At 25.2% G+C, this 26,035-nt stretch carries 22 protein-coding genes; 3 read left to right on the top strand and 19 right to left on the bottom strand.

The window, feature by feature from the left end:
- The first annotated feature begins 2 nt into the window (after positions 1-2).
- Both AVENP_RS11455 and AVENP_RS11460 read left to right on the top strand, forming a co-directional pair.
- On the top strand, positions 3-1,367 hold the full coding sequence (locus AVENP_RS11455) for an aspartate kinase (RefSeq protein ID WP_128359029.1): 1,365 nt from the start codon (positions 3-5) through the stop codon (positions 1,365-1,367).
- A 241-nt stretch (positions 1,368-1,608) separates the two neighbouring features.
- On the top strand, positions 1,609-2,904 hold the full coding sequence (locus AVENP_RS11460; RefSeq protein WP_128359030.1) for a tyrosine-type recombinase/integrase: 1,296 nt from the start codon (positions 1,609-1,611) through the stop codon (positions 2,902-2,904).
- A gap of 507 nt (positions 2,905-3,411) precedes the next feature.
- Here AVENP_RS11460 and AVENP_RS11465 read toward each other — a convergent pair.
- From AVENP_RS11465 to AVENP_RS11550, 18 genes are all read right to left on the bottom strand, one after another.
- Positions 3,412-4,758, bottom strand: a complete 1,347-nt coding sequence (locus AVENP_RS11465) for a protein NO VEIN domain-containing protein (protein ID WP_128359031.1) — start codon at positions 4,756-4,758, stop codon at positions 3,412-3,414.
- 6 nt (positions 4,759-4,764) lie between these two features.
- Entirely contained in the window at positions 4,765-6,723 is a 1,959-nt protein-coding gene (locus AVENP_RS11470) for an ATP-binding protein (RefSeq protein WP_128359032.1), read from the bottom strand.
- Positions 6,724-8,406, bottom strand: coding sequence for an ATP-dependent nuclease (locus AVENP_RS11475; RefSeq protein ID WP_128359033.1), 1,683 nt, complete (start codon positions 8,404-8,406; stop codon positions 6,724-6,726).
- On the bottom strand, positions 8,396-9,709 hold the full coding sequence (locus tag AVENP_RS11480; RefSeq protein WP_128359034.1) for a restriction endonuclease subunit S: 1,314 nt from the start codon (positions 9,707-9,709) through the stop codon (positions 8,396-8,398). The genes AVENP_RS11475 and AVENP_RS11480 overlap by 11 nt, the downstream gene beginning before the upstream one ends.
- 1 nt (position 9,710) lies before the next feature.
- Positions 9,711-12,017, bottom strand: coding sequence for a type I restriction-modification system subunit M (locus tag AVENP_RS11485; protein ID WP_128359035.1), 2,307 nt, complete (start codon positions 12,015-12,017; stop codon positions 9,711-9,713).
- 96 nt (positions 12,018-12,113) lie between these two features.
- Complete coding sequence (locus tag AVENP_RS11490; RefSeq protein WP_128359036.1) at positions 12,114-14,807, bottom strand: ATP-dependent DNA helicase; 2,694 nt, start codon at positions 14,805-14,807, stop codon at positions 12,114-12,116.
- Positions 14,808-14,868: 61 nt separating this feature from the next.
- Entirely contained in the window at positions 14,869-16,473 is a 1,605-nt protein-coding gene (locus tag AVENP_RS11495; protein ID WP_128359037.1) for a lactate permease, read from the bottom strand.
- Between the two features lie 77 nt (positions 16,474-16,550).
- Entirely contained in the window at positions 16,551-17,258 is a 708-nt protein-coding gene (locus AVENP_RS11500) for a TerB family tellurite resistance protein (protein WP_128359038.1), read from the bottom strand.
- Positions 17,259-17,359: 101 nt separating this feature from the next.
- Positions 17,360-17,995 (bottom strand): hypothetical protein, encoded by a 636-nt coding sequence (locus AVENP_RS11505; protein ID WP_128359039.1) that lies wholly within the window; start codon positions 17,993-17,995, stop codon positions 17,360-17,362.
- 32 nt (positions 17,996-18,027) lie between these two features.
- Positions 18,028-18,921: a helix-turn-helix transcriptional regulator gene (locus AVENP_RS11510; protein ID WP_128359040.1), complete on the bottom strand. Its 894-nt coding sequence runs from the start codon at positions 18,919-18,921 to the stop codon at positions 18,028-18,030.
- 82 nt (positions 18,922-19,003) lie between these two features.
- The gene (locus AVENP_RS11515) at positions 19,004-19,855 is read right to left on the bottom strand and encodes a hypothetical protein (RefSeq protein ID WP_128359041.1); all 852 of its coding nucleotides are present in this window, start codon (positions 19,853-19,855) and stop codon (positions 19,004-19,006) included.
- Positions 19,856-20,080: 225 nt separating this feature from the next.
- The gene (locus tag AVENP_RS11520) at positions 20,081-20,296 is read right to left on the bottom strand and encodes a MerR family transcriptional regulator (protein ID WP_128359042.1); all 216 of its coding nucleotides are present in this window, start codon (positions 20,294-20,296) and stop codon (positions 20,081-20,083) included.
- Between the two features lie 2 nt (positions 20,297-20,298).
- Positions 20,299-20,448, bottom strand: a complete 150-nt coding sequence (locus AVENP_RS11525; RefSeq protein WP_153802237.1) for a hypothetical protein — start codon at positions 20,446-20,448, stop codon at positions 20,299-20,301.
- Positions 20,445-20,750: a DUF2958 domain-containing protein gene (locus AVENP_RS11530; RefSeq protein ID WP_128359043.1), complete on the bottom strand. Its 306-nt coding sequence runs from the start codon at positions 20,748-20,750 to the stop codon at positions 20,445-20,447. Before AVENP_RS11530 ends, AVENP_RS11525 begins: the two co-directional genes overlap by 4 nt.
- Complete coding sequence (locus tag AVENP_RS11535) at positions 20,750-21,493, bottom strand: Rad52/Rad22 family DNA repair protein (protein ID WP_128359044.1); 744 nt, start codon at positions 21,491-21,493, stop codon at positions 20,750-20,752. Before AVENP_RS11535 ends, AVENP_RS11530 begins: the two co-directional genes overlap by 1 nt.
- 10 nt (positions 21,494-21,503) lie before the next feature.
- Positions 21,504-22,136: a hypothetical protein gene (locus AVENP_RS11540; RefSeq protein ID WP_128359045.1), complete on the bottom strand. Its 633-nt coding sequence runs from the start codon at positions 22,134-22,136 to the stop codon at positions 21,504-21,506.
- A 10-nt stretch (positions 22,137-22,146) separates the two neighbouring features.
- Complete coding sequence (locus AVENP_RS11545; protein ID WP_128359046.1) at positions 22,147-22,962, bottom strand: DUF932 domain-containing protein; 816 nt, start codon at positions 22,960-22,962, stop codon at positions 22,147-22,149.
- Positions 22,963-23,075: 113 nt separating this feature from the next.
- Positions 23,076-23,243, bottom strand: coding sequence for a hypothetical protein (locus AVENP_RS11550; RefSeq protein WP_153802238.1), 168 nt, complete (start codon positions 23,241-23,243; stop codon positions 23,076-23,078).
- Positions 23,244-23,377: 134 nt separating this feature from the next.
- Here AVENP_RS11550 and AVENP_RS11555 point away from each other — a divergent pair, with 134 nt between their 5' ends.
- Positions 23,378-23,605, top strand: coding sequence for a DNA-binding protein (locus AVENP_RS11555; protein ID WP_128359047.1), 228 nt, complete (start codon positions 23,378-23,380; stop codon positions 23,603-23,605).
- Positions 23,606-24,173: 568 nt separating this feature from the next.
- Here the strand turns inward: AVENP_RS11555 and AVENP_RS11560 are convergent.
- Positions 24,174-25,814 (bottom strand): hypothetical protein, encoded by a 1,641-nt coding sequence (locus tag AVENP_RS11560; protein WP_128359048.1) that lies wholly within the window; start codon positions 25,812-25,814, stop codon positions 24,174-24,176.
- Between the last annotated feature and the right edge of the window lie 221 nt (positions 25,815-26,035).

The raw sequence follows: 26,035 nt of genomic DNA on the forward strand, positions 1-26,035 counted from the left end.
ATTTGATAAAAGTATGTAAATTTGGAGGCAGTTCGGTAAAAGATGCACTTCAAATTGAAAAAGTCATAAATATAATAAAAGAAGATCCAAAAAGAAAAGTAATAGTTGTTTCAGCCCCAGGACGTGATGAAACTTTTGATGAAAAGATAACTGATCATTTGTTAAATATTGCAACAAATGGTATTTATTTCCAAGAGCAACAACTCGTAATCTCAAAAAAAGAGTCTTTAGATTCAGTATTAAATAAATTCAAAAAACTATCTAATGACTTACAAATTGATGGGAAAAATATACTTTTAGATTTACAAAAAGATTTAGAAAACTGCCAATTAGAAGCAGATGAAAGAAAAGCTTTTTATCTTTCAAGAGGTGAGCATTATAATGCTAAAATCATCTGTGAATATATGAATAAAAGTAAAATAAACACTAAACTAATGCTTCCTGAAGAGTTTGGATTTATACTAAGTAATGATTATACAAATGGGAAAATATTAGATATAACTTATGAAAATATTAGAAATAATTTTGATATAACTTCAGATATTACATATATAGTTCCAGGTTTTTATGGAATTAGTAAAAATAAGAAAATTGTTGTTTTAAGTAGAGGTGGTAGTGATTTAACAGGAGGAGAACTAGCCTTTGCACTTGATGTTGATATTTATGAAAACTGGACAGATACAAATGGTGTTTATGAAGTAGATCCCCGTGTTGTTGATGATGCAAATGTAATAACAAGACTTACATTTAAAGAGTTAAGATTACTTAGCTCAAAAGGTTTTAATGTTTTTCATTTTAATGCAATGCTAAGTTGTAAAAAAGGAAAAATTCCCATAAATATCAGAAACACAAACAATCCAACTCACAAAGGAACTCTAATCTTAAGTGAAAGAGTTCCAATGGAAGACGTAGTTGGAATTGCAAAACTTGATAATATGGCACTTATTCATATTCAAAAAGATATGTTAGGTGAAGAGATTGGTTTTAGCGCTAATTTGTTAAAAATTTTTAGTGAATTTAAAATTAATACTTATCACTATCCTACAGATAAAGATGATATTGCAATTCTTGTAGAACAAGAAGATTTAAAAGGTAAGATAAATAATCTAAGAAGAAAAATTGAAAAAGAACTAAATACGGATAATCTTTATGTTACGTATAACTTATCAATTTTAACTTTAGTTGGGATTGGATTAAAAGAGAACTCTTTTGTAATCGTTGATGCAATAACTGCATTAAAACAAAATAATATCCCTTTTGATATGTTTGATATGAGTCCTTCAAAAATATCTTTTCATATAGGTGTAGCTCAAAATATTTCTGATGTAGCTTTAAAAACTCTTCAAAATGAACTATTAAAAAAATAAATCAATAGAAATTCTATTGATTTATTTATGAAGTGATTGGGCAACTATTGATAAAAACTCATCTTTTGTTTTCAATATATTTACAACTAACTATAACTATTCACAATTATCCTATTTTACAGACTTCTTTATTTACTTTCTAACTATAATTAGCTACAATTATTTTTAATTATCTACAGAATCCCACACTTTTTTATAGGAAAATCTCAAAAAGTGTGGATATAGTAAAAAGGTGCTAAAAATGGCTACTTATAATCCTTTTAAAATAAAACTATCAAATGGTACTGCTTCAGGAATGTATTTACTTGCAAATGAAGATGAAATAAAATTTGATAAAGATGGGAATACAAAAGCTCCTAGTGCAAGAGCATATAGAATTCAAATAGAAGTTGAAGCTATTTATAATAATCAAAGGAAAAGAGGTAAAAAATCTTTTAGTGTTCCACAGGGAACATCAATAATAAAAGCTGTTCAATCACTTCAAGGTAAGAAAAATGAAATGATTAATGCACTTAAAAGTAAAGGTACTTTAAAAATTGAAAAAGTAACTTTTTCCGATATGAAACAAACTGATGGAAATTTTCATACTTGTTGGTTATCTTACTATGAAACACAATTAGCTACAGATAAAATCAAAAAATCTACTTATGACTTATATAAGAATACACTTAATACATTTTTAAAGCCTTTGCATAAAATGAAAGTAAAAGAAATTACAATTAGAGATGTTCAAAATATTATAAACAATGCACTAAGTAATAAAAAAGCACCTGCCACAATATCAAGAATCAAGCCTACGGTAAAACCTTTATTAGAACATTACGATGTAATTTTGAATTGGAAAAAGTTAATTGAACCAAAAGTTGATAATGAAAGAAAATATAGGAAATCTAAAGAAGAAACTAAAGAAATAATTAATAAGTTATTAAATTATGGACATCCTGAAATAAGAGCTATTTTTCATTTCTCATTAACTGGAAGAAGAATATCAGAAATTTTAGCTTTAAGATATGAGAATATAAACTGGAATACTAATACATTTTTAATACCAAAAGAAAATGTAAAAACCAGAAAAGATATTCAATTTAAACTTAAACCACCACTAATAGAAGCTATTAAATCAAGAGGAAAAATAAAAAAAGATGGACTAGTATTCTCACTAACTAGTAAATGGGTACTAGTACACTTTAAAAGATGTATGGCAAGTTTAGGTATATATGATTTACATTTACACGATTTAAGAAGTTTGGTCGCACAAACTGCGCTTGATAATGGAGCAAATATTTATGATGTATCTGCATTATTAGCACATTCTAATATTGCTACTACTGAAAAAAGATATGTTGATAAGAATAAAGACCATGCTCAAAAAGCACTAGATAAATTTACTAGTGCAACAGCACTATTATTAGAAGAAGAGATAATTGATGTGGAAGTTGCAGAAAATAAATTTTTAGCTATAAAAAAACTTTATCCAAATGCGTCTGATGAGCAAATTGAAAAAGCTATATCGGTATTAGTAAATTCGGATAATTAAATAAATTTAAAATGAAAGTTAAAATATCAATCTTCGAAAGAAATAAACTATAGATAACTTTCTTATAAGTGATTTTATAAATATATTTCATATCCTTCCATTTTGGAATTATCTAAAATTTAAGTTAGTCTGAAGTTCCAACGTAGTGAATTTTATAAAATAGATTATTTATATACTTTTATTTCTCTATAAGCAATTCAATTATCTTTTCAAGTCTTCTTAAAGAGACATTTCTAGGGGCATTTATTAGGAAATTTCTTTTTCTACATTTAATATTGATTTTGATCCCATTTCTAATATAACCTCTATACATACTTTTACTTGGAAGAAATGAAGAATTATATTATGTATTTATTAGACTGATTGGATTATTAGTTAGTACTTTGATAACATAACCTTTAGTTAATTTAATTATTTGAAATTTTACTAACATAGCCCTTAGGAGCTATGTTAGTTTTTCAATTAATTTTAAACTGAGTAATTCTAATGTTCTATATAATTTATAGATCAGTTAATTATATCCATACTATTAAAATCTACTTTAACTCTTATTGTATCAATTGTCCAAGAGTTTATTAAATTTTTACATTCAAAGTATTCATAGAGTACATCATTTAATAAAAGATCATATATCTCACCATCTTTTACTACTTTAACTAAATAATTTTCCATATGTTCGTAAGCAAATTCTAATTCAGATTTTGAAAAGTATATTTCGTTCCCACTGGTACTCTTAACTTCAATATATACTAATTCTTGACCTCTTGTTGAAAGTAAATCAAAGGGAGCATATTTATCAAAGTTTTTAGAGTAATGTATTAATTGTTCTAATTTATTATTTATTTCACTAAATTTCTCAAAACCTAGCTGTTGACCTAATTGATTTGCTAAAACCTTTTTATTAACTTCTTTAATTATTTTATTATAAACAAGTACTTCAGCATTTAAACCGTTTTCAATTTGTTTTTTATATTTTTCAATCAAGTCATCATTTTTGTAATTTTTAGAAGATAGACTAACTGTAAAATCATTACTTTTTTCTATATCATCCAACTCAAGAACATACGCAGTTTTACTTATTCCAGATTTCTTACAAAAATCAAATAAGTTTAGCTCAAAACCTATTTTATCTTTTCTGATTGATAATATATCTTCATCGATTGTATTTTTATTCACTTTTTCTAGATAGTGTTTAACTATATTTTCTTTACATGATGTATCAACGATAGGTTCATAAATATCTGGATTAAATAGATAATTTAACATATGTCTTGAAGATAATTTTTGCATATTTTTGAAATTTTCATCTGAGATTTCTTTCATCAATTTATACAAATCTATATTATTAATAATTTCCTGAGGATTAGTTTTAGTATCAATATATTGTTTTATAAAAAAATAAATAAAATTAATATCATAATAAATGTATTGTGACAATAACCCATAACTTGCAATTCCACTGTATTTTAATACAGTATTTTCTAAATCATCATGATAAAATTCTCCAAGATATTCTTTTATTTCAAAAGATTTTGTGGAGTTCTTTTTATCATGGATTGGGTAATTATACAGCCATACAACACAAGCAAAAAAATGTCTAAATTTTTCACTTGAATTCTTTAACTGTTTTAAATACTTACTAACACTTTTAAGTTTCGAATCATCATAGTTTTTTATTACTCTTTTTTCAAACTCTTCAAAAACTTCATTATTATCAAACAACTTAATATTTGGATTAAAAAAAGATACACCTTTTTCAAAAAATGCTTCTTTATATTTTAAGAACTCATCATAAACTAAATTATGATGTTTTATATCAAACATTTTTTCATTGGTAAGTAAAAATCTAGCCATGATTTTTTACTCTTCTTTTGAGTGTTCTAAAACTAAACTTTCTAAATCTTTCCATTTAGATTGTTTTAATTTATGGTTCAGATCATCTATTTTTTTGGTATATCTTAGTCTAGCTGCATTTATTATCTCATCCCAACTTTTAGGAACTATTGTTAACCCATCAGTTTCTAAGCTACCCATTGTAAAAACATTTTCTGTCTTAGTATCAGATATAGCAATTGCATAAATTTTCTTTTTATCTCCAACACCATATTTTTTATTGATTTCATTAAGCGTTTTTACATATTTATCCATTATCTCATTAACAATCTTTTGACTAATTTTAACTTTTGGCTTTTTAAGTTCGATGATATAAATAATATTGTTTTTATCAATAGGTATAAAAATATCAGGAACTTTATTTGTTTTATGTTCACTAATAATTTCTTCAAGTTCAGCAGAATCAAATTGATACATTTCTTGTTCTGTTAAAATTGTTTTCAGTGATACATCACTTGATATATCTTTATAAGATATATTTTCAAATTCCTCTCCAAATATCCATAAGTTTTTATCTACTACATGATGAAGCATCGTTCTTTCTTTAACTGAGCCTCTTCCTTTACCATTTACTAGTTCCGAAAAAGTATTTAAAAAATCTACTCTTTTTATGTCTTTTTCTTTTCCTGAAATAGCTCTTATCATTCCATAGTTTTCTTCTACATATCTTAGTTTGTCATTATCATCCGGCTTTAATTTCAAAATAGTACCAATATTACTTAAATAACTTTCTGGCGCTTCTTTAAGCAATGTATCAATAAGATTTACAATGATTGACTTAATATCATCAGATAGATTTTTACCACCAAATTTTTCTATAAAAGGCAACATAACTGCATGATAAGCTCTTGTAGTGATTTCATCTTGACTTAATTTTAAGAATCTAAGATATTCATCGGATACTTTATCAATCTTACTTTTATAAATATTTATCAATACACTTTCTAAATAAAATGTTATCTCTGATCTTAGCTTTTTGATAATCTTATCTGTAAGTACATTGCTATAATCGTCGCTATCTTCTATGTAATCAATATTGTCAAAATATTTTGATTTTACGATGATTGAATGGTTTTGTTTGAAGCTTGAAAATGCAAGTTTATTTTTTCCAGATGGTGCAATTGCTTTTAATACATTTTTATCATCAAAAAAAAGTACATGCTTTTGTCTATCTGATTTAAGTTTTACATGGTTATTCCAGATATAAAAATCAACAATAAAACTATAACTTAAATCTTCATTTTCAATAGTAACCTTATACTCTTTGATAATTTTTTCAGTATATTGTTCTATTTTTATTAAATCATCATTTACATAAATATTTATACTTTTAGAAGCTATTCTATCTGCAAAAAATGAGATAATTTCATTTTTGATGTCATCTATATAATTTTCTATATTTTCTTCATCAATAGTTAGCTGTTCTCTTGATAAATCTTTAAATTGAATCAATGTTGTATAAGGTTGTTTGATTTTTGTAATAATTTTTTCTGTTGTTGACTCATTGAAAATTTTAATTTTTTCTCTATCTTTACATTGAAAAGATATTTTATTTATTTGTTGATTCTTCTTTGTAAATATTGCAACATTATCAGGTGATTTTGTCAAAGTAAGATATGTATATCTTCCTTTTCCTCTTCTTCCATAATTTGTTTTTTCTTGCTTTGTAGAAACTCTATATTGGCAAAAAACATTTTCAAATTCATTTGGATCTGTTGGAATACCTTCCCCATCATCTGCAATATCAAGACAAAAATAATTATGAGTTAATAAATACCCTTTATCTTGCTCAGGATAAATATAAATATAAATATTTTTACATTTAGCATCTATTGCATTTGCCACAGCTTCTCTGATTGCAGAATCAGATTTTTTAATATCATTTTTAATAGTTTTAAAAGTTACTTTTGTATCAAATATTCCCACTTATACGCCTTTTATTTCTAAAATTAAATCAAATAATTTTTTGAATCCATTAAACTTTTCTTTTGAAAACTCTTCACACTTTGTTGGTAAATCGTGTTTTATTTGTTTTGCAATATTTGGATAACTTTTAAATGAATCATCATATTTACCTATGATCTCATTAGCCATATCATTAATAATTGCAGCTTCAAAATAATCTTCAACTAAAAAATTATTATTAAAGTAATTGTCTTTTTTAGGATATACAACAACATACATATTTTTTAATTTTTCATATGTAAATGTGTTAATATCTTTATCCTCTTGAAAAACTTGTTTTAAAGCTTTTTTACCAGCATCATCTCTATCTAACAATGCTAGAATAGTTTGATTTTCTTTTGGTATAAATTTCTCAATAAAGTGTTGTAAACTATCTGTACCACCTATTGGTATATACTCAAATTTTAAAGTTGGATAATCTGTACTCAATTTATTTAAAGCAATTTTTATATACTCAATATCAGTCTTTCCTTCTACTAGTAACAAATCACTATTTGAATTTAATATTATCTGCTGTTGAGTATAACTCATAGTATTGCCAGAAATTTCTTTCAATATTTCAGCTTTTTCACTTCCCTTACTCTGCCCATTTTCTAAATATTCCAAGTGATTATCAAATATATTCATTAATGTTGGTGAATGAGATGTAAATATTAAATTTTTGTGTTTATATTCTTCTAACATATTTTTAAGTTGGAGTTTATTTGCTACATGTATATGCGAGTCAGGTTCATCCAATAAAACAAGAGTTTTTCGATCTACTAAAAATTCTAAAATTGCTCTGATTAAAATTTGTTTTTTCTGCCCTTCACTTAAATCTTCTGTTGTTAACTTTGTATTAAAATTGATTGTTATATTGGTAATAAGATCTGATTGTGAAGCAGAAATTAATTTTATAAATAATTCATATTCATACTCAATAACAAAAGTTTTAAATTCTTCAAAAGATATACTTATTATGTTGTTATTGTCTGGATTTAATCTTCTAACAAACTCTGTAATCATATTAGATTGATATTTACTCAAGTTGTTGGCATTAAATGTAAAAACAATATTTTCAACAGAAACAATACCTAAATTGTTTGATATAAAGTTCTGATTACTTTCTAATTCAGATAATAAAAATACAATTAATGCTTCATTCCAATAATCACTATCTATATAAAAAAGCTTTTGTTCAGGCAAGCTTCTCAGGTCATTATTTTTAACAGAAGTTATAAAATCACTATATGAATGTTTGTAGTATGTATCCCATAATCTTGTCTCTTCTCCACTATAAGAAGCTATTACTTTTGAAGGGAACCATCTATCTCCACTATCAATGAAATCTTTTTTCAATTTTTTTATATCATTTATATAAAAACCATATGTTCCATCAATAAGCTCAATTTTAATCTCTGTACTTGGCTCTTCACCCATAGAATATTCAATTACATAGCTAAAAGTAGGTTTTCTTTGTGGTGTTCCTATTTTATATAACCCAATAAATATAGCACTAATTGCTTCTAATACATTACTCTTACCACTTCCATTGTTTCCTATTAAAACCGTTATGCCATCTTTATTTGTAAAGTCTAAATGAAACCATTCATCCGCACCAGTTAGATTTTTAAAAGCTTTAATTTTTAAACTTTTAAGCTTCATTAAAAATCTCTCTTTCAAATTCTTCTAAAGATAATAATTTATTTAGTATAGATCTTTTTTTCAATTCTTTATTCTGTTCTTTTATATTATCAATAAAATTGCATAGTTTATTTTGAACTTCTAAATTAGGTATAGGAATTTCCAAGTTTTCTAAATCAGGTTTTGAAATTTGTTTAAATGTTGATCCTTTTGCTTTTGCTATTATTTCATTTTCGAATAATTCTAAAATATTTAATAAATATTTGTTTGAAACTAAATTCTCATTAGCTCTGATTGCGCATACCCCTCTTCCCAAAAAATAACTATCATTTACGATAAAAGGTTTACCAATGGTTGCTCGTACTAAATATAAAATATCATTTTTTAATGTAATTTTATTTGAACTCTTTATATAACGTTTAGAAATTATTGTTTCATTTTTTATATCTGAGGCTCCACCTATAAATTGATAACCTTCTCCAACATTATTTAACTCAGTACTTTTAGGTGAACTTCCCATAATAATAAATGAAATATCTTTTAGACATTTTAATTCATATTTTGATTTCATTGCATCTAAATTTAATAAATCAGAATAGCTCCAGCTTTTATTAATAGCTGAATATTTTAGAAAATGTAATAATTCAACTTTTCTATTATCTTCATTTTGTGTTATACCTAGTTCATTAATTAAATGATTTTTTATTATTAAATGATTTTTTTTAAACTCCAAAATTTGATTATTTGATAATTCAATTTTATTTTTATAAGAATTAACAATATTTCTTTGTTCTTCTAAAGTAGGTAATGGTATTTGTACCTCTAAAAACTTATTTTCATTTATTCTTTGTCTCCCAGTGGTACCGCTACTAGAACTTTGTGCAAAGTTCTGAAATTTTTTAGTAGTTGTTAATAAGACTAAAAAATATGGTTCAATTTTTGTTGTATCTATATTATAAGCAAAAAAATCTGCTGTAATAATTGCTTTATCCACTTCTTTTGTAGCTAATCCAAAAGCACCATTTCTTGCATCAATTTTTGATAATAAGAACTGTCCTTCTTCAATAAGAAACTGTTTTTTAGTACCAATGTTTCGTCCATATTCCTTATCTCTTACAAAAACACCTTTATTATAAAGTTTGATAGTAACTCTTTTATATTCTATATCATCGTCAACTAAAATTTGTGTTTTGTTTCTCTTTAGAAATGTTCCAATTTTCTCAAGTTTAAAATTTTTATTATATTGAAATTGACTATCTAAAAGATGTGAAACGCTCCAATTTGATAATACTGAGAATTTTGAAAAATTCAGTAATTTACTCATTTTAATTCCATAACTTATTAGTTTTTCTATACTCTGTATAGATTTTTAGAAGTTCAATAAGTTCATTATCTGTTTCTGCACCAGTTGTTGTTATACCAGCTTTTTTAATATCACTTATTGGAATTTCATAGTCAAACTTTTGTTTTATAATTTCTTTAATTTCATTCTCTCTTTTTGTTTCAAGCTCTTTTAGTTCAGCATTTTTTATTTTCTTATCAATTGCACTTAAAGCTTCTTTACCCCTTAGTTTTAAAACTTTTTTTATTGAATCAATATCTTTTACATATTTTGCTTTTATATCTTTTGTAACTTCTTTTTTATTAGTTTCATATTCTCTAGCTTCTTCTTGTGTAAACTTTTTCAAAAATACTAAACTTGTTTTTACTGTAGCTCCTGAACTTATAAATATATCTTGTGGCATTGATACTATTAAAAGTATTTTTGCTCTACTTTCAAAATATTCTCTTGCATTAGAAAGATTTGAGCTGTTTAATACACCTTCTGGAAGTACGATTCCCATTCTCCCACCTGGTTTTAGTAAATCCAAGCATCTCTCTATAAAAAGAACCTCTGTTGCTCCACTTCCTAAATCTCTTCCTACTTTAAACAGATTTCTTATTGGTTCATCAATATTATCTGTAACTTGACTCATTTCTTTTAGATATTGCTCTTTTACTATATCTAAATGTTTTTCTTTATCATAAGTTTCAGTATATCCAGCTCTTACAAAAAGCTCTTTTGAATATTTATTAACATAATTATCTATGATAGTTGGGTTTGTATATTTTGAATCTTGTTCTACAAGTGGATATTTTTTATCAAGATTTGTACCAAATGGAGGATTAGTAACAATTACATCAAATCTATTATGAAAAATACCATTTACATTTAAAAGCCCATCATTATGGTGAATACCATTATGCCCATCTCCGTGCATAATCATATTCATTTTAGAAACTCTTGCCATTCTAGGGTTTGCATCTGTTCCAAAAATAGATTCATGAGATAGTTTTCTAATTTTTTCTTCTTGCTCTGCATTTACCGTTGTTAAAAATACTTCATATTGTTTATTAAGTTCTTCATCATCAATATTTTCAAGTTCTTGCCCAAAAATCTCTTTTTGTTTTGCTTTTTTTAATTCGATATAATAATTATCCATAGTTTTTTTGATACTCTCAAAAGTTTTTATCAAAAATCCACCACTACCCGCACAAGGATCACAAATAAGCTCATTTTCTTTTGGTTCTAATAAATCTACAATAAAATCAACCAAAACTCTAGGAGTAAAGAACTGTCCAAGTTCACCTCTAAAAGTTCTACCTAAGAATCTTTCAAAAGCTATACCTTTTACATCTGCACTTGTTGAAGTAAGATTGTAGATTTCAAGTTCTTTTACTATCTGCTCAAAACTTCGTTCTCTCAACTTGATTTTTTCATTTTCATCAAAAATATTATCTGTTAAAAATTCTTTTTTAACATCTTCAAAAAGTCTTTGAATATATGAAGTTTCAGTTTCACTAGCACCCCTAACCATATTCCATGCTTCTTTTTGTTTTTCGAATTGCTTTAAAGAAAAAATTGATTCTTGCTTTGGATTTCTTTCATACATAATTTTAATAAATAGAATTTTACTAATCTCATCAAATGATGCTTCTGGAGATAATTTATCATTGTTTCTAATAATGTTATGACATTTATGTAGTAGTTTAGCAAATTCATCACCTGTAAACTCTTTTGTTTTAGCTAACGATTCTTCAAGCTTTTTATCATCTTGAATCGTATCAATATGTGGAATATCATTTACAGGTTGAAGTTTTAGTGGTAATTCTTCTTCTACTGTTTTATAAACTTGTAATTCTTTTCCGTTTGAGATGGCGAATAGTTTTGCTCTACTCCATGTTGCATAATTGTAACCTTGATAACAATCTTCAACTTTTAGTCTTAAAGTATCTGCTTTAAGTTCTACAACTAAAAATGCAGTTTTTTTCTTTTTCTTTTCTTCTTCATTTTTCCAAACAACTATGTCAGCGCTTGCTCTTCCTGTACCTCTTTGCGAAGTTGTAAGTTTTACTTCTTCATCCATTTGAGAAAGTGAATAACCATACTCATTGATAAGTTTACAAATAAACTCTTGTCTTACTATTTCTTCTGGTTGCGTATCAAGATATTTATTCCTAATAGCTGAAAATATCTGCTTTTTTGTACTATCTTTGTATTTTGGACTTAGAATTGTTTTAATAGTTTTCTTACCAGTTTTTTCATCTTCTATTACTATATCATCTGTTTCAAATAACTTATCGTAGTTCATATATCTTCTTTAGTATGGTTTTTTAATAACAATCATTTTATCTAAAATATAATTTACATATTGTGAATATAGAAAAAATAATTTTATCCATAATTATTAACTATTCATTTTAGATGCCAATAATGCTACATCTCTTTTATTATTTCTTTTTTCTAAATTCTTTAAAATTTTATTTTCAACTTCAGGAGACCAATATATTTTTAATTTTTCTTTAGCACGTGTTATCGCTGTATAAAAGATATTATGACTAATCATTTCTTCTACTTCATTACTTATAACTATTTTTACTGAATCATATTCTAAACCTTGAGCCTTATGAATTGAAACAGCGTAAGCAACCTGAAATGGAACAACTGCATCAGAAGAATCATCATCTTCATCTGTATTCTTATACATATTAACCTTAAAACGAATTATAGAATTTCCATTCATTGAATTTTCAATTAGTTCAAAATCATAAAGATCATTATCCATAGCATTGATAGTTTTATCTATTTCAATATCAAATTGAATCATATCTCCAAAAAGTTTGATTTCAATAATTTTTCCTTTTAGATTATTGTATATTGATGGACCAAATCTCTTTGTTTCGTTAAATAAAATAGGATCATTTACTTTATAAATATGATCTCCCCATTTTATTGGGTTATGCATGTTATTTGATTGTAAAAACTTATTAATATTATTTATACCATAAAGTCCATCATAATTTAAACATAAAATTATTTCATCATCTTCAAAATTCTCAAATATTGATTCATCTAATTTTACAGAATAACCATTTCTAGCCATATGCTCTAAAATATCTTCATCTATATTTCTTACTTTTCTCCATAATTCTAATAATTTTTCATTACTACTTCGATATGGTTTTGTCAATTCAGTTGTAGAATTCTCAGGTATAAAATTTTGAGCTATGTTAAACCAATTACCGAAATTTATTGATTCTATTTGAAAGACATCCCCCACTAAAACCAGTAATTTAAAAGTTGCTTTATTTAAAATTTTTAACATATCAGCATTACTAATCATACTACACTCATCAATAATCAATAAATCATATTCAGTTGAAGTTCTTCTTTCTGCTAAAAATTTTGCAATTGTTTTATAATCACAATTTGAAGCATATACTTTTCTTTTTAAATTATCTATTGCAGGATTGGTAATAGTTAAATATAGTTTTTTTCGTTCATTAAAAAAATTAGATATATGATTTATAATAGTAGATTTTCCCGTTCCTGCTGAACCATATATTAAAGCAACTGTCGAATTTTCAAACATTTGAATTAAAGATGTTTTTTTATCATCACAATCAATAGGATGCGTTGTATTTTGTAACCAAGAAATAACAGAATTTGAGTAATTCTTAATGCCCTTAGAAGATAATTCTTTTAACATCTTAATTATGTCTATTGTATCTTCCTCATATCCTCTAATATAAATGAAATTTTTATATTCTTCTAATTTACGATGATTATGTTTTGGAAGATAAAGTTTACTATTATATATTTTTATCAAATCATCAACGTTAGTAAAATTAATAATATCACTTTTTAGTGTAAAGAGTTCTCCTTTAACTTCTATATTATTTTTTATAAATCTTGCAAATAATTCATGCTCACGATTAATAGGATTGATACTATCAAATAAATCATAACTTTTAGGATTGTGATTTTTTAAAGAAGTATTAAATGGCATTTGATCAAAAGGAATACATCCCCAGTCAAGCTTTAAATTTGAGAGATGCTTACAATTTTCAAAAGAATATTGTGATTTAATAATTTTATTATTGAGTTTATAAAGTAAATATTCAATTACATTATTTCCTGATAAATTATTTTTTATTAATATTCTACATCTATCTAAAATATTAAATAAATTTACAAGCTTCAATTCAGAAGTTATTCTGTTCTTTATAATATTATAATTCATATCATCAAACTCAATTAATTCTACTAAACTTAAACTGTTTTGGGTTAAAAATATCATTAAGTTTTGGTATTCTTTATTTCCACTTTGTATTTTGGGAAACATACCAAATATTTTATTAAAATTATTTAATTCACATGGTCTAATAGAAACTTCCCAATTGTCTATAATATTTATAGGCATACTTTTACCTAATACATTAATATTTTCTGTACAAATATGCAGTTTAACAGCATAATTGGGTAATATATCAAGCTTTGTAAAAGCTATAATCCTATCAAATTTACTTGAATAATCATTAGCTCTAATAAATGTTACCTCGTAATAAACTTCCTGATTTATGAAAAAAGGTTTTATTTTGTGAATGTAATATCTTTCATTATCAGGATTTTTAACTCTAAGTTGATTGATTTTTTTTGCAATTTTTTCATAATATTCTTTAGTCGTAGAATCAATATTAATAGGGAATTTATCTATATTTTCAAGTACATCCAAATTAAATGTATTTTTAAGATAAGCTTTTATTTTTAATAAATATTCATAATACTTTAACATTAGTCTTTCTGAGTTTTCTTCATCAAGAGTATAATGAGATGCAACAGGTTGCAAAAATTTGTGGAATTTATTCAAAAATTTAAACTTTGCAGTTGAATTAACATAAACTAATGCTTTATTTATATTTTCATATTCAACTTCTATATCTTGACCATTACTATATGCTTTTAATGATACATGTTCAACAAAGTTTCTAAGCTGTGACATAATATTTTGAGATAAAAAACCTCGATCAGAATTATAATTATCTATATTTTTATCAATAACCTGATTTATTGTAATAATAGCTATATCAATTTTTTGCATATTTTGTCCTTGAATAATTTAGATATATTTTATGTTTCAAATAACTTTTAAATAATATTTATTAATATGAAAGTTTTTGAAGTAACATTTCTACATTCTCAAATTTCTCATCTGTTTGTTTTATAAGTTCTTGAATTGCATCTTTATCATTTTTCTTTTTGTCAATATAATAAACCGTCATAGTAACAGCAAGTCCTGTTATTGCACCAACAAAAATTGTTGTTAAAATATCAGAAAATGGTTCTAAAACTACAGAGCCTTTTATTAGTGTATCTATATATTGTTCAGCTATAACACCCAAACTTATAATTAATCCACTAGCAACTACTTTTTTGGCTTCATGCATAGCTTCTTCATAAGTCATATTTTCAGGTGGGAAAATTAACATTTTAACAGCTCTAAATAATGAATAAATACCTTCTCTAATTATTCTTACAACTCTTTTTCCTGTAGTTACAAACATATTAATGGCTGTAGTTACAAGACTTGATATAAATCCAGATAAAAAACCATCTTTAAATGCAATTGCTACATCTTTCCATTTTGCTTGAATTTTTAAAGCAATATTTTTAAGTCTCTCTTTTAAAACCATAAAAAATCTATCATCTTCAAATCCATTAGAAAAACCATTTTTATAAATATCTAAAATTTCATCAAATAAAGCAGTAAAGAATTCAGTCATAACAAGACCTATAGCTTGCTGCATACCCATTTTTGAACCTTCATTTAATCCAGCAACTGTTGTAGCTTTTGCAAATTTACCACTTGTATAGTATTCTTTATTAATTTTTTTGTCTATTTCTTTTCTTGCTATTTCATCTGATTCTAAAGCTTTTTTATTATCAATTTTTGATAACTCTTCAAGTTTCCTTAACTCATTTTGTTCTTGCGGAGATAAATCAATTTTTGATTTTAATTCATCTATTTTTTTTATTCTTTCATCTTTTTTATTCAAAAATGTTTGCATATCATAAGCTTTTTTAGAACGATTATTTGTCGAAGTTGTTGGTTTTAAGTTAGTCTCGGTATTAGCCAAAACTTTTCCATCTATTTGAGCTAAAATTCTTCCTGCATCATCATGAATTTCTTTTGCTGATTTAATATGGTCTAGATCATTACTTTCATTTTGATTAAGCTTTTTATCAGTCATATAATCAACTGCATTTCCATCCTTCCTACTTTTAGAATATTTTTTATTTATATTAATATAATTTATATCTTTATGATATACATCACTATTATACTCACCTCTATTTTCATAAGCTTTTTGTTCATCTTCTGTAGCATAAATTCCATCCCTAACATTATGAACAGTATCTACATTTCCACCAACTTTATCATAAGCAGCTACTATTTTACCAAGACCAAAAGGTGTTACAATAGAATTAATAACCTCTTTTCTACAATCAATAATCAATTTATCAAATCTTTCTTGATTGAAATCTTTCTTAAATTGTTCTAAAAATTCTTTTGCTTCATTCTTTGAAACTGTAAAATTATATTTAAAATCATAATGTTCATCAATATTTTTATATGCTTGTTCAACTTTATTCTCATCAACTTCTGAATTTAGAAATTCATTAACTAGTTCTTTATCTATAGTTTCATACACTGAAATACTTTCTATTATTTTCTTTCTTTTTTTAAATCTATCTACTCTATCCATAAATTACTCCAATAAATTTTATTTTTAAAATATTTAAAACATAAATTTTAAGAGATAGATGTTTCTACCTCTTAAAATTAAGCTGCAAATCTTGCTTTCAATTCTATAATAAATTTATTTTCTGTATCATCTGATTCAGGTTTATAATTAATCATTTTAATTGAACTATTAAAAGCCTCTAAAAATGCTTTTTCTTTTTCATGAATAAATCCATCTGCTTCAATAACAAGCTCAATTAGATTTTTTATACTTTCATAATTAGATTCACTAACTCTTTCTAAATACTTCATAGCCTCATTAAAAGAAGGTGGATTATTTTTAAATTCTTCAATTTGTGTAACTATGTGTTGAGGATAATTTAAACTTGCCATTCCCCCAACAAATTCATTTATTTCAATCAATTCTTCACTAGAGATCTCTCCATCAGCATTAGCCACAGCCATTCCCATAGCAGTTGAAGCAATAATATAATTAAAATATTCTTTATCTCCTTGAAATTGAGAAATAGCTTTTTTTAATTCTTCCTCATACTTTTCAGCTTTTTTGTTTAGTTCAGCAATTTTTTCATTCTTTGCTTGCTCTTCTTCTTCCTCTTTTCTTGATAATACATATCCAACACTTGCTCCCGCTGCTCCTGCGGCACCTGCTGCTGCAATTGCACCTGCCCCCGTTAAAGAAGCTGCTAAAGTTGCTGCACCAAATATTGAACCACCACCCGTAAATGGTGCTGCTGCTACGGCACCTATACCTAATACTGCTAATCCTAAAATCTTACCAAATCCCATTTTTTATCCTTTTAATATTATTTAATTCTCTTAGATTTTCCAGAATATGAAAACTATTTAAAATATTTCAATTCTAAAGTATAAATCTTTTAAAACCTTGATTATTTATCCTCCTGTATTGATGAGATAATATTATTAAACTTAACAACTACATCTTCAGTTACAGAATCATTTACACAAACTTTTTGAATAAATCTAGCAAGTGAAAAAGCCTCTTTTAGAAGCTCTTTCTCTTTGATTCTAAATTTTTCGTAGTTTGTTTCTTGTTTGATTATTTCAGCAAGGTGCATTACAATATCTCCAAGCAGATTATTTACTTTAAAAAGTAAATCGGTTGTTACTTTAATATTATGCTGAGCCATTTCATCATAGATTTCTTCACCATAAGTTTTTGAGTTAAAATCTACTTCTTGATATTCAATTTTTCCTAAATCTATATTTTCTATTTTTGTATACAAAGAGATAAAATCTACAAAAGAATCATGATAAACCTTTTTTTTCATATGTTGTAAGTTATCTAGGTTGATCTCTTCTTCCACTTGATATTTATCTTCTTCATCTCTAGTAGAAAAAGAGTAATTATCCAAAGCTTCAGTTTTTGCTTCGAACCATTCTTGAATAGATACTAATCCATCTTCAATTTTTCCATCAATTTCATATTGATTTTCTTCATAAACTCTTTTTGCAACATAACCCACACCTAAAACAGCCATTCCACCTAAAATAATTGGTAACATATTAATCTCCTAATATTTTAATTTAGAAAATTCTAACATTGGCTTTGGACAGGTTGTGTCCTTTTTATATAGCCATTTAAAATATTGTTCAGTTTTTCTACTAAATCATTGGGAGAGAGAATTTGAATATAAGGAATCCAATATTTAACTAGATTTATTATTTCATCCTCAAAAGCAATTTTTGTTAAAACTATGAAATACTGATCATTTTCCTCAACTATTTTCATATTTGATAAAACTTTTTTTCTTAAAAAGTAATCTTTTGCACTATTATCTATTTTTAGCTGTACTTCTTTTAATTTATTAGAAAACCAATTTATTTCATCTTTTTCTATCTCTTTTAAAAGTTCAGAATTTAGATTAAATTTATCTTCTTTAGTTTTTAGGTTCTCTATTTTTGTAAAAGAATATGTTTTTAATTTTCCACTATCATTTGCACATAAGTACCAAACACCATTTGAGTTTATAAGTTTATATGGCTCAACTATTTTTTCTTTATCTTTATAAAGAAACTCTACAACATGATGATTGATTATTGCACGACTTAGTTTTTCAAAATCATCTTTTTTATTTTCAATCATTTCAAAACCACTATTTTTTACTAAAAAAACTTTATTAATTTTATTTTCTAAAATCTCTGTTAAAAATTGATTAGTAAGAGTTGGATATAGGGATTTTATACCACTTATAGTAGCAAAGTTTTTTATATCTTCAAGATTTAGTTTTCCTAATGCATACTCATGAAGAGAATATAAGTTTTTTTCTTTTTTTATTGGAATATAAATAAATCTTTCATTTAAATCTCTACTTATAGTTTTTGTAGTTGTACCAAATTCTAAAGCCAACTCTTTTAATGTGAATTTTTCACCATTGTTTAGTTTTGTAAGGATATATGCTAATCTTTTTGCTAATAAATCGTGAGCCATTTTTAAATCCTATGGATAATTATAAATATTATATCTAATCAATTGACTCACAAATGACTCATTTTTAAATTCTTTTCTAAAATCAATATAACTTATAGCTTTTTAGATTATTTATAAATCTTTCTATTTTCACAACATCTGGCTTTAATCTATATTTATCTAATCCCATTCTATAGATATCTCTTTTACTCACTCTACTATAACTATTATATCTATCAACAATTATTTTTTTTTCATAAATATTTTGAAAATACATCACTGTATATCTATCTAATGCATTAATAATCATTGAAAAGTTCAACTCATTATTTAAAAAAAATAGTTTTTGTAATTTTAATTCAAACCTAGTCAAAGGATATATAAGATTCTCTTTTTTTGCTTTATTATATACATAAGCTCTTTGAGAATTATAGGTTAATCTACTTTTTGATATTTTTTCTATATATACAGTATCTCCATTGTAGAAACTATGATTTACTAGATGGTACTCAGTTCTTGGTAGTTTTGTTGTACAAATTGCAAGAATATTATCTATTTTTGCACTTATATCTAAGCACACATCCAACTCTGTAAACATATAATCAATATTAAATGTATTTAGTATTCCACAAGTTGCAAATAAACAACCTTTACTTAAATTATCTAGTATTCCTATATAAGATTTTAAACCTGCAAAAGACACTGCTACATAATAATTTGTATCATACTGTCTTGTAAATTTATTCAAGATAGGGTTCATCCCTAGTCTAATTATCCCTAGTCTATTATTGTTAAATAATATTTCTTTTTTTTTTGTAAAAATATTATCTTTAATACAAACTTTGTTATATTCCCCTATGGCTCTAGCTATCATAAAGCTTATGCCTTGCTGTTCTTCTAAACTATTACAATCTATTTGGATACTTACTGTATCTATCTCTGTACTATATGTCATACTTGTTTCCATAATATAAGATAGAGATTGAAAGATAGTTTTAATGATTATTATTAGCATATAATATATGAATATATTAAACCTATTTTTTATAATTTGGTGTAGTATTTTTATGCATATTATACAAACTAAAAAATATCCATATTTACTAATATTTTTATCTCTTCAAATATAGGAAGTTAAATAAAAAAAATATCGCAAGAATATAGCCTAAACCAAATAGGCTTAGGCTATATTTTTTGAAGGATAAGTATTTGACTCTAAGTATCTAATTAGCTCCTTTCTTGATATATGAATTTTTTTTCCAATTTTAACAACTTCTAAAAAACCATTATAAATTAGTTTTTTGGCCATATTTGTTTTTATTATTCCAATATCCTCAACTTCTTTCAGGTTGAATAGTATTTTTTGTGGAAGTAATGAATCATAATTAACATCCATTTTTAACTCCTTTTTAGTTTGTCAAGTTTCTTTTTGATTTTATGTTTAATTCTTCTATTTTCACTAGTTAGCGATAGTAAAAACGCTAATCCTTGTTTTGTCCAATCTTTGAAACCTTTTTTAGCTTCATTTTGAATATAAATATTTTTCATTTGAATTTCCTAATAATCTCTAATGCTGTTGGCTTAAATGATATATCCCTTTCAACACCTAATCCTAAAGCTCCTTTTATAGATTCTATTTCTTTTAAAGAGAAATATCCAAGTTCACTTTCAAATCCAACAACATAACCATAACAAGTAGATTTATCCTCTTTTGAGATTTCTATTATGTACCATGTCCATTGTGCATCAGGAGTAAAAAGTTTAATTTGGCAAATAGGATTTAAACTTCTTTCTGTTTCGTATAAATCAGGAATATTTTCTAAAATAGATTGTGGAATTAAACTATTCATTAAGCTGCTCCTTGTTCTATCGCTTTATACCAAGTCTTAGACTTACTATCAAACCTAAAGCCGCAAGCTTTAATTGAATCTTTCTTACTAAATATATCATCACCAGTTACAATTAAAAATCCATTATTTTCTACAATATTTAATCCTAGATTGAAAAGAGATTGATATTCATATTGGTTAAAAGAAGAATTATTTTGTTGTGTATTTCTTGTTTGATTTGGATTTTGATAAGGTTGTTGCTGTTGTTGGTTATTCTGTGGTTGTCTTTGATTATAGTTTTGGTTTTGATTCTGCTGATAAGCACTATTTTGATGATTCTTTGTTTTATCATAAAGTGAATTTCCAAACTGATTCCCAAAGCTTCTAAAACATCTTTTAATTGCATCTGTTACAGCTTCTTTGGCTGCACCCTCATGAGCATCTGCCAAAGATTTAGCAACACCAGTTCCAAATCCTACATCTTGTCTATTTACATCTAGTGTATGATTAGTATTATGAATTTGAATTTGTACTACTGCTTTATAGCAAACTACATTATTTTGGTTTTGATTAAGCTCTTGTGATACTTGATCTAATTTTGAAATAGAATAAGACCAATTACCAAATCCAAATACTTTATTTGCAGTATCTATAACATCAAATCCTTCAATATATGAAAGATTGATATTTCCTTTTTCTCTTGTTTTTATTCTATTACTATCTAGTTCTTGAGTTAAGATAGTTAATTGGTTTTTATCAAACATAATTTACTCCTTATGCTACTAATTTTTGAGATTGATAATCTTTTATTTGTTCTTCAATAACCAAGATATCATCTGTTTCATTTGCTTCTATTTCAGTATTATTTGCAGATGTTCTTTTGGTATTAACTTTTATTTTTGCTGGAGTTGAAATTGTAATTGGTGTAACTTCTACAAATTTCTTTAGCTCTTTTTTTCCCTCTTTGGTTTGCAGGGCTTTTTCAATAGCTGCATAATCAACTGAAAATTTCACATATCCAAGATTTATTACTGCATTTTCATCTTTGATTAGAATTTCATCTTTGGTTTTACTTGTTGCATTTGTTAGAGTTAGAGAACTAATGATATTTCCATCGATTCTATCTATTCCATTCTCTAAAAATACATTTGCAGTTAGTTCTTTGGCTATTTCAAGTGCTGAATTTAGTTTCTTTTTTAAGGCTTGTAAATCTGATATATCAGAAGTTAAAGTATCAATTTTTGATTTGATTTCATTTAGAGATAAACCTATATAATCTGCTCTTTGGTAATATGGTTTTGAAGTATCTTCTAAAACTGATTTTAGATAATCCTTGAAGTGAGAATTTGTTTTATTCTCACCAAGGTATTCTATTTGAGTTTGGAGTTGATAATTTATTAGTTTCATTTTTTACTCCTTATGCAGCAACTAGATAATTTGAATCTTTGATACTTGCTATCTTTTCTGCTATATCCCAAATACCTTTATTTACTTCTGTGTCCTTAGAAATTGATGTGATTTCTTTACTTGTGAATCTTCTTTTTGTATCTTTGTTGATACCTTGGATATTTCCTCTTAAAAGGTTTTCTTGGATTACATTTAAAACTGTGTAAAGGTCATCTTTTGAGTCTTGTTCTCTATGAGGAATTAGTAAATCATTATGATTGATTTCTAGGTGTTCTTCAAATCTTAGAGGAATTGAGTATTTTGCAAATGATTCTTTTTCACTTTGGTTTAGTGTGATTGATTCTAGTTTTTCTATTTTTTGCATTAGTTTTGGTTTGATAGCTGTTATATTAGCAACAGCATTTGATACATCATTATCTCTTTCACCAAGGTGTTTGATTTTATAGGTTTCAAATACGCTATCTGAGATAACTAGACCATTTGCACATACGAATCTGAAAATACCTGCTGAAATTGAGAAAGCTTTACTTCTATCATGGCTATTGAATAGTAAAAGTTCTACTGCGTTATCTTTTGGATTGAGTAAATCTTCAAAGTGTCTGAATCTAACACAATGTTGTTGGAAGCCTTCTTTTTCTTCATCTCTTACATTAGCAACTGCAACATTAACTGGATACCAATTATTTGCTCTTATTTCTTCAATTACATCTATTGTTGGAATGAAGTGGTATTTATCACTAACTTCACTATGTGGTTCTTGAGTGAACAAAGTTAGAGCTATACTATTTAGTTGCTCATTGCTTAGTGGTTTTATTTTTACTGACATTTTTTATCCTTTTTATATTTTAATTTTTTGCTTATTCGTCTAAATCTTTAATCACATCTTTAAGTGCTGTTGCTACAGCTATAACTATTGATAACACTGCTAAAGGTGACATATTAAGCTCTTACAATTAGTGTAAACCAACTATTATTTATTGGCTTAAAAATATTTACTAAACCTTTATTTTTTTCAAAAAGTTTAACTTTACATTCATCTAGAAGCTTCTGATTTATCTTTTTTGGAAGTGTAGATACTCCATGATTGAATTTCTCTAATCTTTGCATTCAAATCTCCTCATAAATTTTTTACAAAGCTCTTGCCTTGTCTATCTTTATGATATGTGATTGAAAAAAATTGGAATTCAAAATAAAAATTTATTTAAAACCTCTTATGTGAAAAATATTCACAGGAGTTAAAAATGTTTGAAAAATACGATATGTTAATACCACAAGGTGTAATCTTTAATCTTAAAGAAATTGAAGAAATGAAAATTCTCAAGACTGACATGGCTAAGAAATTGATTTATAATAATGAACTAGAAGTTGTAAAAATAGGGAAAAAGATACATATTAGTAGAACTGAATTAATTAAATTTTTAATTGCTAATACTATTGGAGCTAATGAAAGTAAAGAAGGTTTGGAGTAATGAACTTAAATCAAATATTACAAGGCTAAAATAGCCTTGTAATATCTCTTTTTTTTAATTTTCAATATCTATTCTTCTTTTTATTCTAAGTTGACAAGTATTAAAGTAAGATTGCATAACTTTATAAATACAATAAGCTTCAAATGAAATATTTTGAGTAACTATAATTAATAAAAGATGATACATTAATAGACTTGTCAAAATTTCTGAAATTAGATTTGCTAAAAACTTAACTAAAAAATAAATTTAAAATATTTATCCACTAACTAAATTATAAACTATTCTATTCCTAAATAAATATTTCTTGATTTTCATAACTGCTATTAAAATATAAAAGTAAAAATTTTATATTATAAGGGTAAAATATTTTTATCTATATTTAGTTCAATAAACAAAAGAATATATAAAAAAATCAACTAGCACTTGAAAAGAATCTTAATAGGATTTAATTAGGATTAACTTGGATAGGCATCGGGATTTAGGGAGAATAAGAGTAGGTTTAAAATATAAATCTACTCTTTTTAGAAGAATTTTTAGTACAGTTTTGAAAAGGGAAAATATATATTATTTAGAAAATTTTATATCGTTTTTTTCCATTATATTTTGATTCATCTTTTGGAGTTATTTTAAACATTTCATATTCTTGTTTTAAAATATCCAAGAGATAACTATTTTCTTCAAAAATAATATCATCATTAATAATATTAAAATACTCACTAAGTATAGGCTGTGCAATCATATCTTCTTCAAAATTGTATAGCAGTTCATCATATAACTCTTTATTTTCTACTAATATTTTATTAAAGAAAAGAATTTTTTTATATTGAATAGCTATCACAAATTCTCTAATTTTTTTGTTTAAATCATTTGTATAGATAATTCCATTTAACATATTTCGTAAATTTATATACTCTTCTTTCTGTTGTAATTTATATACATCTTGTTTAATATCAAAAAAATTAGAACTAGCTAAAAGATTAGAAAAATTAAATAAATCTGCTTGCATATTTTCTATTAAAGATATTTTATCTATATTCATTTTTTTTAAAATTGTTTTTAAGTTTTTTACTTTTATTACTATACATTTTGAATAAATATCTTCTAAAGCTGGATGAGGATTATTTTTAGAAGAAGTAATAAACAATTCTCCCCATACATAAGTTTCATTATTTAAAATTGCATTGTCAGCAGTTATTTTATTTGGTCTTACAATATCAAATATAAGTTTACGAACTCTTTTAGACTTTAAATTAGCTTCTGATAAATTTTTAACATGATAAAATATTTTGTCTTCTATAATTTTTGCATCTACTTTTTTATCTAAAAGTTTATCATCTATTGTAGAAAAATATTCATCTTTTGATGAAAAAAGAGGTTTTATAATTTCATTTATGAAAATATCTATTGAGTTTTCATCTCCTATTAAAACAAAAGCATAATTTGATTTAAATTTACTTTTATGAAAATTTACTAACACTTTCATTAAAATTCCAAATGAGTCATTATCTTCTACTAAATACTCAATAAAAGTCTCAATTGTAGAATTTCTTATTGGTTCAATTTTTATTGTATTTTGAATTGGAATATTTATAGAAAGAGGAGTATATACAGTTGAGTTAAATAAATTCCTATATTGAATATTTTGTATAAAAAACCACTCTCTATTAAGTAATGGATAAAAAACATCATCTCTTATTATTGGAATGAGATTTCTTACGAAGATTGGATAATTATCTATAATCACATCTTCTATTTTTTCATAAATTTTAATATGATTTGGAAAAAATAGTTTTAATATCTCTTCATCATTATTACATTTTATTCTATTACCATAACTATCTAATCGATAATAAATTGAATTACCACTCTCATTTTTCCAAATATAAATACCTTTAAAATTAAGATTATTTATGCTAGAGGAATGAAAAAAATTAACATCTTGAAAAAATCTATTCTTTTGAAAATCATTCATCGCTAAATTGTATCTTATTGCATCATTATTTTGTCTAATCTGATTAATCTTTGAAAAAGTTACTTCTTGAAGATTAATATGTCTATCTAGCGATTTACCTATATTTAAATGTTCATTTGTCATATGCTGGTCATAACTATTTAAATCTTTTCTTAAATCATTACTGTTATCAACAAATTCTCCTCGTTTGACTTTTTCTTCTGCTGGTTTTGGTAAATAGCTTTTATTCTCATCCATTAATATAATCTCTCTTAAAAATTAAAATGTAGTCTGTATTATTACATAAAAGAAATATTATTTAGTCCACAATTTTTTATTTTTAAACTCTAGCATTAAATGTAACTAAAATTGTATTCAATTTTTTTGATTTTATGTAAGTAATATAGAAATCCACACTTTTTTTAAAAAATATTAAAAAAGTGTGGATAAAAAAATGTATTAAATATTTATATAGTATC

The organism is Arcobacter venerupis (assembly GCF_013201665.1).
Classification (GTDB): Bacteria; Campylobacterota; Campylobacteria; order Campylobacterales; family Arcobacteraceae; genus Aliarcobacter; species Aliarcobacter venerupis.